The 11,883-nt window shown below is 29.5% G+C and carries 13 protein-coding genes; all 13 read right to left on the bottom strand.

Annotated elements, in window-relative coordinates; all coding sequences use genetic code 11:
• Window positions 1-3: 3 nt before the first annotated feature.
• The 13 genes from JK634_RS01265 to JK634_RS01205 all read right to left on the bottom strand — a co-directional run bounded on the left by JK634_RS01265 (window position 4) and on the right by JK634_RS01205 (window position 11,819).
• Window positions 4-849 (bottom strand): DUF4367 domain-containing protein, encoded by an 846-nt coding sequence (locus tag JK634_RS01265; RefSeq protein WP_202765823.1) that lies wholly within the window; start codon window positions 847-849, stop codon window positions 4-6.
• Between the two features lie 58 nt (window positions 850-907).
• Window positions 908-1,117, bottom strand: a complete 210-nt coding sequence (locus JK634_RS01260) for a helix-turn-helix domain-containing protein (RefSeq protein ID WP_202765822.1) — start codon at window positions 1,115-1,117, stop codon at window positions 908-910.
• A gap of 21 nt (window positions 1,118-1,138) precedes the next feature.
• Entirely contained in the window at window positions 1,139-1,591 is a 453-nt protein-coding gene (locus JK634_RS01255) for a DUF2975 domain-containing protein (protein ID WP_202765821.1), read from the bottom strand.
• Between the two features lie 277 nt (window positions 1,592-1,868).
• Entirely contained in the window at window positions 1,869-2,201 is a 333-nt protein-coding gene (locus JK634_RS01250) for a hypothetical protein (RefSeq protein ID WP_202765820.1), read from the bottom strand.
• Between the two features lie 81 nt (window positions 2,202-2,282).
• Window positions 2,283-2,921: an NADPH-dependent FMN reductase family protein gene (locus tag JK634_RS01245; RefSeq protein WP_202765819.1), complete on the bottom strand. Its 639-nt coding sequence runs from the start codon at window positions 2,919-2,921 to the stop codon at window positions 2,283-2,285.
• A complete protein-coding gene (locus JK634_RS01240; protein WP_202765818.1) occupies window positions 2,918-3,421 on the bottom strand; it encodes a flavodoxin family protein in 504 nt (167 codons plus the stop codon). Before JK634_RS01240 ends, JK634_RS01245 begins: the two co-directional genes overlap by 4 nt.
• The gene (locus JK634_RS01235; RefSeq protein ID WP_202765817.1) at window positions 3,418-4,002 is read right to left on the bottom strand and encodes a TetR/AcrR family transcriptional regulator; all 585 of its coding nucleotides are present in this window, start codon (window positions 4,000-4,002) and stop codon (window positions 3,418-3,420) included. The genes JK634_RS01240 and JK634_RS01235 overlap by 4 nt, the downstream gene beginning before the upstream one ends.
• A 164-nt stretch (window positions 4,003-4,166) precedes the next feature.
• On the bottom strand, window positions 4,167-4,601 hold the full coding sequence (locus JK634_RS01230) for a hypothetical protein (RefSeq protein ID WP_202765816.1): 435 nt from the start codon (window positions 4,599-4,601) through the stop codon (window positions 4,167-4,169).
• Between the two features lie 587 nt (window positions 4,602-5,188).
• On the bottom strand, window positions 5,189-6,931 hold the full coding sequence (locus JK634_RS01225; protein ID WP_202765815.1) for a type II toxin-antitoxin system HicA family toxin: 1,743 nt from the start codon (window positions 6,929-6,931) through the stop codon (window positions 5,189-5,191).
• Between the two features lie 94 nt (window positions 6,932-7,025).
• Window positions 7,026-7,697 carry a tetratricopeptide repeat protein gene (locus JK634_RS01220; RefSeq protein WP_202765814.1) on the bottom strand — a complete coding sequence of 224 codons (672 nt, stop codon included), beginning with the start codon at window positions 7,695-7,697 and terminating at the stop codon, window positions 7,026-7,028.
• Window positions 7,698-7,766: 69 nt separating this feature from the next.
• A complete protein-coding gene (locus JK634_RS01215; RefSeq protein ID WP_202765813.1) occupies window positions 7,767-8,945 on the bottom strand; it encodes a hypothetical protein in 1,179 nt (392 codons plus the stop codon).
• A 31-nt stretch (window positions 8,946-8,976) separates the two neighbouring features.
• Window positions 8,977-9,942 carry a DNA-processing protein DprA gene (locus JK634_RS01210; RefSeq protein WP_202765812.1) on the bottom strand — a complete coding sequence of 322 codons (966 nt, stop codon included), beginning with the start codon at window positions 9,940-9,942 and terminating at the stop codon, window positions 8,977-8,979.
• Window positions 9,943-10,028: 86 nt separating this feature from the next.
• On the bottom strand, window positions 10,029-11,819 hold the full coding sequence (locus JK634_RS01205; protein ID WP_202765811.1) for a ComF family protein: 1,791 nt from the start codon (window positions 11,817-11,819) through the stop codon (window positions 10,029-10,031).
• Window positions 11,820-11,883: the final 64 nt, after the last annotated feature.

The following is an 11,883-nucleotide window of genomic DNA, read 5'->3' as shown; positions in this document are numbered from 1 at the left end:
TCCTTACCTCATGGACCTTGCAATATTTAAAATTTCTCCATTTTCTATTTCTCCTGATACAACATAAATAACACCTTTACCATACCAGATGACTGCAGATTTATGAGCACCTTCTGAATTAGCAAAATCCTTAGTCATGTATCCCTTTGCACCATTTATATCAACCTGTGTCATTTTCGACTCTACTACAGGGATGTAAAGTGAATTTCTCCAGTCCTTTATGGACTTTAACTGCGACTGTAGATCCTGCGGAATTATAGGCATGTCTACAATAGCATTATATATCTCATCAACATTAACATCCTCAGGAACTGTTATCTCTGGTGACTTTGTCTGTGTAATATTTATGAGCTTATCATTTATTCTGTAGTTCATGGTTACCTGTGAAGTAAAACTTACCTTGAAGGTTTTACCGTCTATATTTTCTGGAAGAAGCTTTGTAGCTCCATATGACTTCATTATTTGATTTACATTCTTCACATTAAGTGTAAAATCGACGGATCTAGGTCCAACTATATTAATGCTTGGAATTACACTGCCAAGAGCAGATGGAAGCGCTACATCAATATCAGGAAGATTCTTTACCTCCTCCTGTGATGCATATCTATTATCGCCTCCCTGCATCTTTATGCTTCCTATTTTGTCAAGGCTTATATCCCCTTGGCCACTTGAAAGCTTCTGTTGTATCTGCTGTATATCTTCAAGCGTTACATTTATTCCTTTTACATTCTCAACTCTAAAAATAGACAACGTACTTGAAATTGCTGCTTTTACGGGTTGGACGGTTATACATGCTGTGACTAACAATGCTGCACAGACTGCAATCACAAGCTTTTTTGTTCTTAACATATTATTAAACACTCCTTTTTTCCATAATAAAATATCTCTATTATTTAACACTATTTGTTTATGTATCACTTCTATATTCTAAAATATCACCAGGTTGGCAGTCCAAAACCTTGCATATAGCTTCTAAAGTTGAAAATCTAATGGCTTTTGCTTTTCCGTTCTTTAGTATAGAGAGGTTCGCCATGGTTATTCCAACTTTCTCCGAAAGTTCAGTTACACTCATTTTTCTTTTAGCCAGCATTACATCAATATTAACTATAATCGCCATGTTATTTCCCTCCTGTATTCCTTACACTGTTAAATCATTTTCTTCTTTTAAGTCTATGGCCTCTTTTAAAAGTCTTTGAAGAACAGCTGCAAAGACCCCAATCACCGCCGAAGCAAAGATAATGATTAGTGGGAAGGCTACAAGTCCTGGTGCATCATCTGCATCTGCTATGGGATATAAGAATGGTACTATTATTGCAAATATAAGACTTATAGTAACTGCACAATATTTTATATTTTTTAAAGCATTTACTGATAGTTCCGAGAAGGCTTTGTTCTTATCAATATAGCTTAAAAGTTTTAAAGCTTGATATAGTGCAATGAAATAAGTTATTGCTGTTACATACACTCCCATTATAATTGCTAAGTTGATATAATTTATAAATCCAGGCACCCAAAATATACAAAGTGCAAGAACTGGAATTCCAATAAGGATAACTGCTATCTTTAAGAAAATTGTTGAATATCGTTTCATCAAAAAAAACCTCCTGTATTCCTTATACTGTACGTAAAAAGTATTAATCCTTGTATATATAATATCACTATATTTATCGTTTATCAATAAATTTTTATTGAATTTAGTTATATTTTTATTGCTTTAGGTTGATTTAAAGGCGAGAATGGGTTAATTGAAGCATGAGATGCCACTTTGTAAAATGAAAAGCTATATTTACTAATGAAGTTGAGACAATGAGCAAGCAAAAAAGACGCCAATGAAAACATATAGCGCCTTTTTATAGCATGAACACTTGTTATTTAATAAGCTTGCTTAATCTATCTCTTAAAGTTATATCCTTCTCTATAAGCCATCCTTCTTCTTCACAGATATTTCCCCATTGAACTATATTGTCTACCTCTTCTTTCGTAAGTTCAACGGATATTTTATCAATAACTTCTAAGTCTTCTTCATAATATCCATTGTACATTTTCAATGCATTAGTTTCACCTTTTAATCCTAAGGAATAAATAGGTTTATCATTTGCATCCTTGTGATGTGCCACTACATAGAGTCTTACACCATGATTCTTTTTGTCAGCTTGCTTTACCTTCACTAGAGTTCCTAACGATATATTATATTTGACCATAAAACCCACATCCTCTCAAATATATGAATTCTACTTAAAAACTTTATATCCTTCTATTTCCATAATATTTAGAATCATTCACTAAAGTTTTCGTAAAACATCTTTTTTCTTCAAACCATTTCTTTTCGCTGCTACATTCCAAAAGAAATGTGTCCCTACAAATTTCCATCCAGCTCTAGGAAAGTTAGGACTAAATAGTATTGTCTCTCCAACACTTTTGGAATTAATACTCATTGCAAGACTTTCCATTGCTTTGCCAAGATTTTTTAGTGGCCCATGCCCTAGTGGAACCTCTTCTATAAAATTCATCATTTCTCCAGCACCTTGTCCGATTCCCTGTCCAAATTTAAGCCCAGAACGCAAGCACCAATTCTTAAGAATTTCAAAGGCTATACGATTTTGCTTCCCCTCATAAAATCCATTATTTATTATTGCATAAACATATATTTCTTTTTCACGTTCTTTTTTCATGTATTCTTCAAGACTAATTAACATCTTAAATAAATGTGATGGTATTGCATCAATATATAATGGGAACGCCAATATCAATACATCCATATGACAAAGTTCTCTATATTGATCATTAGTAAGAGGTTTTTTATTTATATTGTAGTATGATATTTCATTTCCTTCACTTATTATTTTTTCAAACTTCTCTAAAAAGAATGCTGAATTGCTTCTTCCAAGCTTAGGACTTCCATTTATCATTGCAATTCTCATTGTACCCCCCCTTTAATAGCTTGTAGACTTTCATGAAAATACACCTTGCTTACTAGGCTATGAAAGTTTATCCCGTTCGCAGTCACTAAAGCCTTTGCAGTTTCCTGTTCATTCTTTGTTATGTCATTGCCATAAAAATGCACTATCATCTTAATTTTATTATTATATCGTTTTTGATGATTGGTCTCATTGTTTCTAACTTCGAAATATGGAAGCAAATATGAGATACTTCGATCAAATACATTTCGTATAAATGAACTGTAACTACCATAGACACATTTGCTGATTATTATAAGCTCATCACATTTAGAAAGTAATTCTCCCATATTATTATAAGCATCCTTTAAAACACACTTACCAGGTGTTTTAATCCAACATCCAAAACAACCTATACAATTATGAATTTCCCCATTATCTGATATAACAATAGTACTATCTTCCTGCTCCTGATATATTGAAGTAAAGTCCTGATGCATTAAGTCATGAATAATTATTTTCATGATTTTACCCCCTTATACTTAATACTGTTCTTAAAAATCGCCTGCCAATCCCCAGAATACTTAATGCTACTATTAGTAAGCAGCGATGCTATGCCGTGAACAATTGACCATAATGTAATCAAGTTATTTGCAAACTCTTCTTCTGGTATATTAATCTGTTGGAACATCTTATATGCTGTTGTTCGAAATAGAGCAAACGGAGGATAATCATTGGCGCTCTCTTTATTTAAATCAATAGTTATACCTGCGTGATAGAAAATAAACAAAAAATACTGTGGATTTTCAGTAAAAAAATAAATATATGACTGTCCAAGTAGAGAAACAGCTTCAATGTTACTTTCTTTTCCCTCAATAGATCTGCGTAGTTTATCCATAAACTGTTCAGTAACATGTTCTCCCATAGCATGAATCAATGCATCTATATCTTTAAAATGACCGTAGGGTGCTGTATGACTCACATTACATTTGGCTGCCACCTTGCGAAGGGAAAAGCCCTCAAGTCCAGCCTCATTAATAAGTTCAATACCTGCCTCAATAAGTTGATTTCTCAAATTGCCATGATGATATGGTTTTTCATTCAATTTTATACACCTCTTTCCAAAATATTTACACTGTAAAGATTTTAACATATAATCTTACCACTGTAAATATTTGGGTTGAATTTATTTCAAAAAAATAGCAATAATATTTTCTAAATATTATTGCTCTCTTACATCCTTTACTTGGCTTATGCTTAAATTATCTTTTATAAGACTGTTACTATAAACTTACAACATGGTGCACCAGAAAGTATTGATTGAACTAATTCAACCTTTACATTGCCTTCACCTAATATTGTCTCCCAATTATATAACAAACTATTTCGTGAGCATTCACAAATATAAGGTGTGTCTATATACTTTTTATTAACTAAATCGCAAGCACAGAATTTATATTTTATATGATATACTTTTTCTTTCTCTATTACATCAATAATAATTTCAGGAAATGCCTTCTTTAACTTTTCAATAAATTCTTCCTCATTATTTGAATTCTTTTTTGCATCGAAATAAATCTGCTTTGTATATGAATTTGAACAAGCTTTTCCACACTCTTTAAATATTCTATTTCTGCTGATCTCATCAATACCATTCAATGATTTTTGAAATCCGTTAAACCAATGCGTTAAAAAATCATCCATTTACTATACCTCAATTATTTAAATAATATTTCCTCACATTATATTCAAACTGTTAAATATTATCATACTGTAATTTTATTTCATATGTAAGCTCATTTAAACAACCTTCATAGTGACTTTTCCCTAACATATTATGTCTCTTTCGGTTAAGTTAACTAATAATGTATAAAGTTTGGTATCTATGCCTTCATTCAACTGGATTCTTTAAGTTCTTTCCGCCAGGCTGCACTCACGTGTGTAACTAAATTCTATTAATAAAAATAGACCCAGTTATACAGCCTTATAACTAACAATATTCTGTGCTTTTACGATTTCCTCTATGATATTGTTGAATATCGAATTAGAAAATTGAAAAATATCATAGCAATACTTTTTTGTTAATTATAGTCTTTTAGCCATTTTAACACCTCAAATAAAAAAGATTACAGGTATCGAACACAGAAGAATTTCTTCCGAATCGAACTTGTAATCTTAATATTCAAAATGTTATAAACCATTGATAACACTATACATTTGGTGGATGTGAAACTTGACCTTCAAAATTCACTATTTAGCAATTATCATCCTAATTTATATTCGTCATTCAACTATACATTCATTATATCCATTACCATAATTAATTGCTTTGCTTCAGCCTTATCAGAATATATTTGCAATGATTTATTACTATATTCACGAGCTAATTTATAATTCCTAACTTTAAAATAACTTTGTCCAATTTCCATAAAATCGTCTGCTGAAAGATTTGAAAAATCTTCATTTTCAAATTCCTCAATTAAAACATCTGCAGCATCAAATTCCTCTTTTTCTATTTTATCCTTAATATTTTCTAACATAGAAATTTTTCCAGAAAACTTTCCTGATCTTATTATTTCATAATGTTCTGATTCCTCATATTGTCCATTATTTTTAAGTAATTCAATAATTCTTGTATATGCATCATACATTTCTCCATTCCTATCAATGTACTTTTTATAATACTCTATAGCTTTTGTAGAATTACCACTTGCTTCATAAATTCCTGCAATCAACGCAAACACCTTAACAGCTCCTGGAAAATTATCACTAAACTTTAACAATATTTTCAGTGCTGACTCAAAATCTTCATTTTCAAAGTACGGATTAATATCAGATATTAGTTGCATTTCTCTTAACTCTAATACTTTTTTACTACTTTCACTATCTATAGTAAATAAATCTGATTGTTCATCTATAATATTTATTAAATCTTTAGCATTACTTCTACCTAATATCTGCTTCTGAATTACAATACTCAATCCCTTACCTATTGATCTGCCTTGTGGAATTACTACTGTATTTTTAGTTTTATTATTTGTAAAAATTGCATGTCTACCATTATCCCTAACGTGAATATATCCATACTTTTCTGCCATTTTTCTTAGTTCTTTATTGTTTTGATATTCAAGTAATTTATTTTTTCTCTCTAATTGATTATTTGTTCTTTCGTCAGGAGTCTTTTTAGCATTACTTCTACCTAATATCTGCTTCTGAATTGCAAAACTCAATCCCTTACCTATTGATCTTCCTTGTGGAATTACTACTATATTTTTAGTTTCATTATTTGTAAAAATTCCATGTCCACCATTATCCCTAACGTGAATATATCCATATTCTTCTGCCATTTTACTTAGTTCTTTATATTTATCTATATATATTAACTGGTTTACATTCCAATTATTAAATATCTTACTTTCATATTTATAATCCACACTTTTTTCTTTCAAACACTTTCTAATCGTGTTAGTTATAATATGACTCTTAGCTATTAATAGCTGTCTTGAAAAAGCATCAAATTCTTCAATGTAAATATCAGAATATCCTTGCATATTTATCCCAGTTTCTTCCATGACCTTTTTTAATGCTTCCCTTGCATAATCTTCATCACCACACTGGTAATATAAATCATAAAATACAGTTTCAACGCCTTCATTTAATGTCATTTTCACATAGCTTATTGTCTTAATTAGAAAACTCTCACCAAATCTATTTATTTCAGACAACCAAGTTTCAGCATGACCTTTAACCAAACGGTCTAACTCATCTTCGCTTATATCTATTAATTTATTAATTGACTCTATTAGTGAATTATTATGAGCATCAAAAGTATCATGAAAATATTCTTCTGATTTTAGTTGTACTTCCATATATACACTATCCATATACTCTAATGCTTTAGTTATGCTTTCTATTTTAAAATTATCTATAATTTCTTTTATGTTGCTGTTTGTATTAAAATTCATAATTCTTCTTGCTTTATCTGCTGTTCTTTTAGGTTTGCTCTTTTTTTTCCTCTTTTTAGATACTGCCATTCTTTCTAGCTCCTTAATAAATTTATTAACTGTGCATTATAAATTGTTATTTTTTCAATTAAAAATGAAGAATTATTTGATTAACTAAATTCATTTACTTAAATAGCTCTATAAAATCCGAAAATGATGATATCTTTTTTCTTAACTCAACTAATTTACCAAACTGAATTCCATCACCATTTTTAACTTGTTCTTCAACAGATTGATACAAATCAATGGATTCCTTAAGGCAAAGTTCTATATTTTTCATGTCATATTTATATCCATCCCCAAGAGCTTTACCATAAAAATCAAGAGCCATCAAAAGGTCCTTTTCTACACCAATTCCTTTAAAATAGCAATCCCCAAGATAGTATGTACCTATAGTTTCACCCATATCATGTACTTTTTTAAAACATTCATAAGCTTTATTATAATCTTTACTTTCCACACCTTTTCCATGCATATATGCAGTCCCCAAACATATACATGCGATAGGGTTTCCATTTTCAGTAGACATCTTAAACAACCTTACTGCCTTATCAAAATCTCGTTCTACCATATTTCCATTGTAATAATACATTCCTAATTCACTTTGAGCATCCATATCTCCATTTTCAGCTGACTTCTCAAGCCACTTTATACCTTTTTCTACATTAACTTCAATACCATCACCATTAAGATACATTTTTGCAATAAAGTATTGTGTTTCTGCATCCTCTTTTTCAATTGCTTCTTCATCATTTTCAAGATCTATTCTTCTTTTAAACTCTATAACATCTGCCATAACTTTTCCTCTCTAACTTCTCAGAATACATAATAAATAATTCTAATTTTATTTTTCTATAGATATCTATTAGGTTTTTTCATTTAGCATATAATCAATATTAGAAAGCGCTCTAATTAAACTTTCAAACTCAAATTCACTCTCAGAAGTTCTATCAATTCCATGTACCTTTGTATTATCATACATAAACCTAATGATTTTCTCATCATTTTCCACTAAATAATTAGCAATATTTAGCTGCATTATATATTCAGTTACCCCACTTATTATATTAAATATGTAATAGTTTGTATTATCCTCAATAACTCCTAACCCCTTGTCCTCATTTGTCATTACTAAAAATTCAGTAACCATTAATCTAATCCATGTTATTTTAAAAGCGGAGGATTCTTGCTTTGGATAGTTATTGACTTCATTTAACATCGTGTTATACATATATAATAAAAAGTTGTTACCTCTGTTGTAATTAGCATCATTGGCTAACTTCATTTTAAATGCTTCTAAATTTTCACCTGTACTCAAGTTATTATTTACATCAAAGTTAAAGTAGGATTTCTTCCAACTACTTAACTCCTGTTCTGAATACAGCGGAATATATGACTCCAATACTTCTTTAAGTTTACCTTCTGGCTCATCTCTAAACTCTCTAACTCCATTTCTAAATTTTTCTCTTTGAATGTCGCTAAAATATTCAATGAAATTCTTCTTATCTAACATCTCTAATCTATCTCTAGATATCCTATGAGTATATAACTTTGTATTTAAGTGTAAGGTTTCAAATTCAAGATGCACTAAATCTAAACCATAATTATCAGTCACTATATAATCACACTTTGTTTTTTCCTTTATATATTTTACAACATGATTAATTCTTAAATATATATCATTTCTACCTGTATCATACAATCCCAAAGCAATATTAGAAACTACTATAAAAAAACCATCAATTCCATTAAAATATATCCTAATATATTCTACTTTTACTTTAAATTCATTTGCTATAAAATCAACAACCCGTATTGTTTCTTCTTTAATATCTAAGAAATCAATAAAGAAATTATCAGTTTTTCCCTTTATTTCAAGAAAAAACTGCATCTTTAAAGTCTTATCCTCTTCTGTAAAACAATTAGTTGTGTATATATAATGATTAGCATACTTAAGCTTTAAAAACTTCTCATTAATTATATTAGTAGATACAAACTCATCGACCATTTTCTGTTCATTGTCATAAATTTTAAACTTTCTCATTTTATCACCTTTCTAAACCAATTAAAAAATTTCATAACCAACTTACTTGAATCATTCTTTCTTCATTTGCGCTTATACACTCTTTATTATCTAAAGCATTAAGCTCAATACGCTTCATCAAAGAACTAATATCATTAGTATCTGAGATAGAAATGGCAACTCCTTCCTCAATCAACTTAATATTACCACTCATACCTGCTTCATTACTAAAATTATCTTTAGGCTCATAGCAAGCTACAATCTTCCCCTGCTTGCATGCAAAATCAACTGTGTGCATTGTCCCACCAACAACCCCCGTAGAAACAACTAAAATTGCTGAACTTAATGCACTTTGTATTCTATCCCTTTCAACAAAGGTATTTTTAGATGGTTTAACCCCCACAGGATACTCACTAACCAAACATCCACCATTTTTAATAATGTCCCGAGCTAAATTCTTGTTGGATTCAGGATAAACATTATCGATTCCTCCTGGTAATACAGCAATACTTCTACCACAAACCTCAATACACCCCTTATGTGCAAATTCATCACAACCCTTTGCTAATCCACTTATAACAATAAAGTTTTCTTTACCAAATACACTACCTAATCTATTAGCGATTCTAATACTATGTGAAGTTACATTCCTAGTTCCAACTATTGCTATCGATTTATTTTCATAAATACATTTGATATCACCTTTGTAGTATAATATATTGGGTGAATGCTCTATTTCCTTAAGTTTTAATGGGAATCCTTTATCTAGCATTGTTATAATACCTATACCCTGCTCTTTTGATTCATTTAATATTTTATCTGCCTTCTTCAATGCAGTATTAATACTTTCTAAAGTTGGCACTATAATTCTCTTATTAACCTTTCTTACATTTACAAATGTTCGTAAAATTTCTTGTTCATCTAATGAATAAATCTTTGTTGTTTTTAATAGACTATTAACTGTTTTTCTACTTACCTTTGGGATATTTAATAATGTAATAATTAATTTATCATTCATCTATTTATCTCCATATCTTCTTACTCTGTTATTTTCTTATTTTTTATTACATAAATGTTTATTTATCCTTTAATCCCTCGGTTATATTAATGTTCCCAAAATTCTTCTTCTGACTCAAACCCTCCTAACCAATCTGGTTCACTTGGCTTGGTATAATAAATATCTTCGTCACCTATTTTACTTTCCAATTGATTCCATTCGTCAATTAAGTTCTTTTTAAATTTATATATATCTCTTCCCTTTTTATCTTTTAAACTACCAGAATGCATATATTGATAATTTTCTTCTGATTTGTTAACTAAATCTTGTTCTGTTTTACTTTTAAATAAATTATCACTTTTTGTACTTGCAAGATGTAAGTATTTTAATATCTCATTTTCAATAGCCGTAAGCTTAATATTATCTTTCTTATTATTTTTGTAATCAAATCTTTTCCTACGTTCAGACCAATATTCAATACCTGTTTCTAATGAATATTCATACATAAACATACCCAAATAATGATTAGTTTCTGCTGAGTTTACTAATTCATTAATTTCTTTTAGCCAACTTATAATTTTATCCTTTCCACCTTGAAACCATAAAGAATTCTCATGTTTTTTCACCATACATAAATTAGCATCTTTTATTGAACTCAATGCATTTTTTAATTCACCCATTTTGATATATATCAACGCTTTATTATAATGTAAAACCCCACAATCAGCTTTTTTTAATATAGCTATATTTATGTATTCTAACGCTTTCTTTAATGAACTTTCTGTGTTCACCACATAAAATGCATTTGCGATATCATTATATCCTCTACTATTGATACCTCTAGCGATTAGCTTATCAAAAGAATAACAGTCTATTGTATATGATCCTATTTCAAAAGATTGACTAAAATCATACTTGTACATTATTTCTGTATAATCATAACAAGTTCCCTTGTAAGTTCTTACATTTATCATTAATTTAAAGAAGTCCACAATATACTGCGTCTGATAGGTTTCAAAAATTAAACTCCTATATAACATTAATTTTAAAATATCTAACTCTTCAGAATCTTGATAATCACAAAAATACTCCAGTCTACTTAAAATATTAACTTGACTAAGTAAGTATCTATATACCTCCACCATTCTTTGTTCCATCAAATTTTTTCTTTCAATTATTCTCCAAAAATGAATAAAACCCCTTCTTGCCCTATTGTATTTAGAGATCAATCCTTCAATCACATTTTTTCCATCAAATTCCTCATTTATTATCACTTTAATACATTTATCAAGTTCAAAAAAATTCCTTGCATCTTCTAATGCCTTCTCATCATGTATCACATCTACCGTTTTACCTAATGAATAGCATTGAATAAGATTTACACCTGCGTTCTTTAAAATTTCTTTACATGCCTGCAGGGAATTACCAGTAGTAGTGACGTCGTCAAAAACAAGTATATTTTTTCCTTTTAAATAGTCTTCATTTTTCACACTTATTGAATCAAAATGAACACTTTTACTTCTATCTCCGCCATGTGCCAATTTTTTAATCTCTTGTGTTCTTGATAGACATTCAATAAATTCTATTTTATTATTAAAGTGCTTACATACAGTGTTTAATACGCTTTCCATCCCTTTACTTTGTGTATCTTTTTTACTTGATGGGACATATGTAATAACTTCTATTTTATCCTTATCATTTACATGTTCAATAAATTCTATAATTTTATCACTATAAAATTTAATGCCATCTATTCTATTGTTTTTTATATCAAGAACTTGTTTCCCTAGTCCTTTAGAAAAATCTGGATTTTCATATTTATTCCCTTGATCATCAAATATCCAATAATTATAATAATCTCCAAAATAGTATATATCTTTATATTTATAAAGTTCCATATTACCCCTCCGCTCTATATTTTATTAATGCCTTAATACATTTGTTTTCATAGAGCTTTTATTT

This window comes from Clostridium paridis, from assembly GCF_016765615.1.
In the GTDB taxonomy this organism is placed as follows: domain Bacteria; phylum Bacillota; class Clostridia; order Clostridiales; family Clostridiaceae; genus Clostridium_T; species Clostridium_T paridis.
The sequence above is the reverse complement of the archived record's forward strand: the minus strand, read 5'-3'. Positions and strand labels throughout refer to the sequence as shown.

Bases quoted from the DNA above. Each gene is read 5' to 3' on its own strand.
- JK634_RS01230 (WP_202765816.1), bottom strand. From the start codon at position 4,601: ATGGATGATTTTTTAACGCATTGGTTTAACGGATTTCAAAAATCATTG.
- JK634_RS01250 (WP_202765820.1), bottom strand. From the start codon at position 2,201: ATGGTCAAATATAATATATCGTTAGGAACTCTAGTGAAGGTAAAGCAA.
- JK634_RS01220 (WP_202765814.1), bottom strand. From the start codon at position 7,697: ATGGCAGATGTTATAGAGTTTAAAAGAAGAATAGATCTTGAAAATGAT.
- JK634_RS01260 (WP_202765822.1), bottom strand. From the start codon at position 1,117: ATGGCGATTATAGTTAATATTGATGTAATGCTGGCTAAAAGAAAAATG.
- JK634_RS01265 (WP_202765823.1), bottom strand. From the start codon at position 849: ATGTTAAGAACAAAAAAGCTTGTGATTGCAGTCTGTGCAGCATTGTTA.
- JK634_RS01255 (WP_202765821.1), bottom strand. From the start codon at position 1,591: ATGAAACGATATTCAACAATTTTCTTAAAGATAGCAGTTATCCTTATT.
- JK634_RS01210 (WP_202765812.1), bottom strand. From the start codon at position 9,942: ATGAATGATAAATTAATTATTACATTATTAAATATCCCAAAGGTAAGT.
- JK634_RS01205 (WP_202765811.1), bottom strand. From the start codon at position 11,819: ATGGAACTTTATAAATATAAAGATATATACTATTTTGGAGATTATTAT.
- JK634_RS01245 (WP_202765819.1), bottom strand. From the start codon at position 2,921: ATGAGAATTGCAATGATAAATGGAAGTCCTAAGCTTGGAAGAAGCAAT.
- JK634_RS01225 (WP_202765815.1), bottom strand. From the start codon at position 6,931: ATGGCAGTATCTAAAAAGAGGAAAAAAAAGAGCAAACCTAAAAGAACA.
- JK634_RS01240 (WP_202765818.1), bottom strand. From the start codon at position 3,421: ATGAAAATAATTATTCATGACTTAATGCATCAGGACTTTACTTCAATA.
- JK634_RS01215 (WP_202765813.1), bottom strand. From the start codon at position 8,945: ATGAGAAAGTTTAAAATTTATGACAATGAACAGAAAATGGTCGATGAG.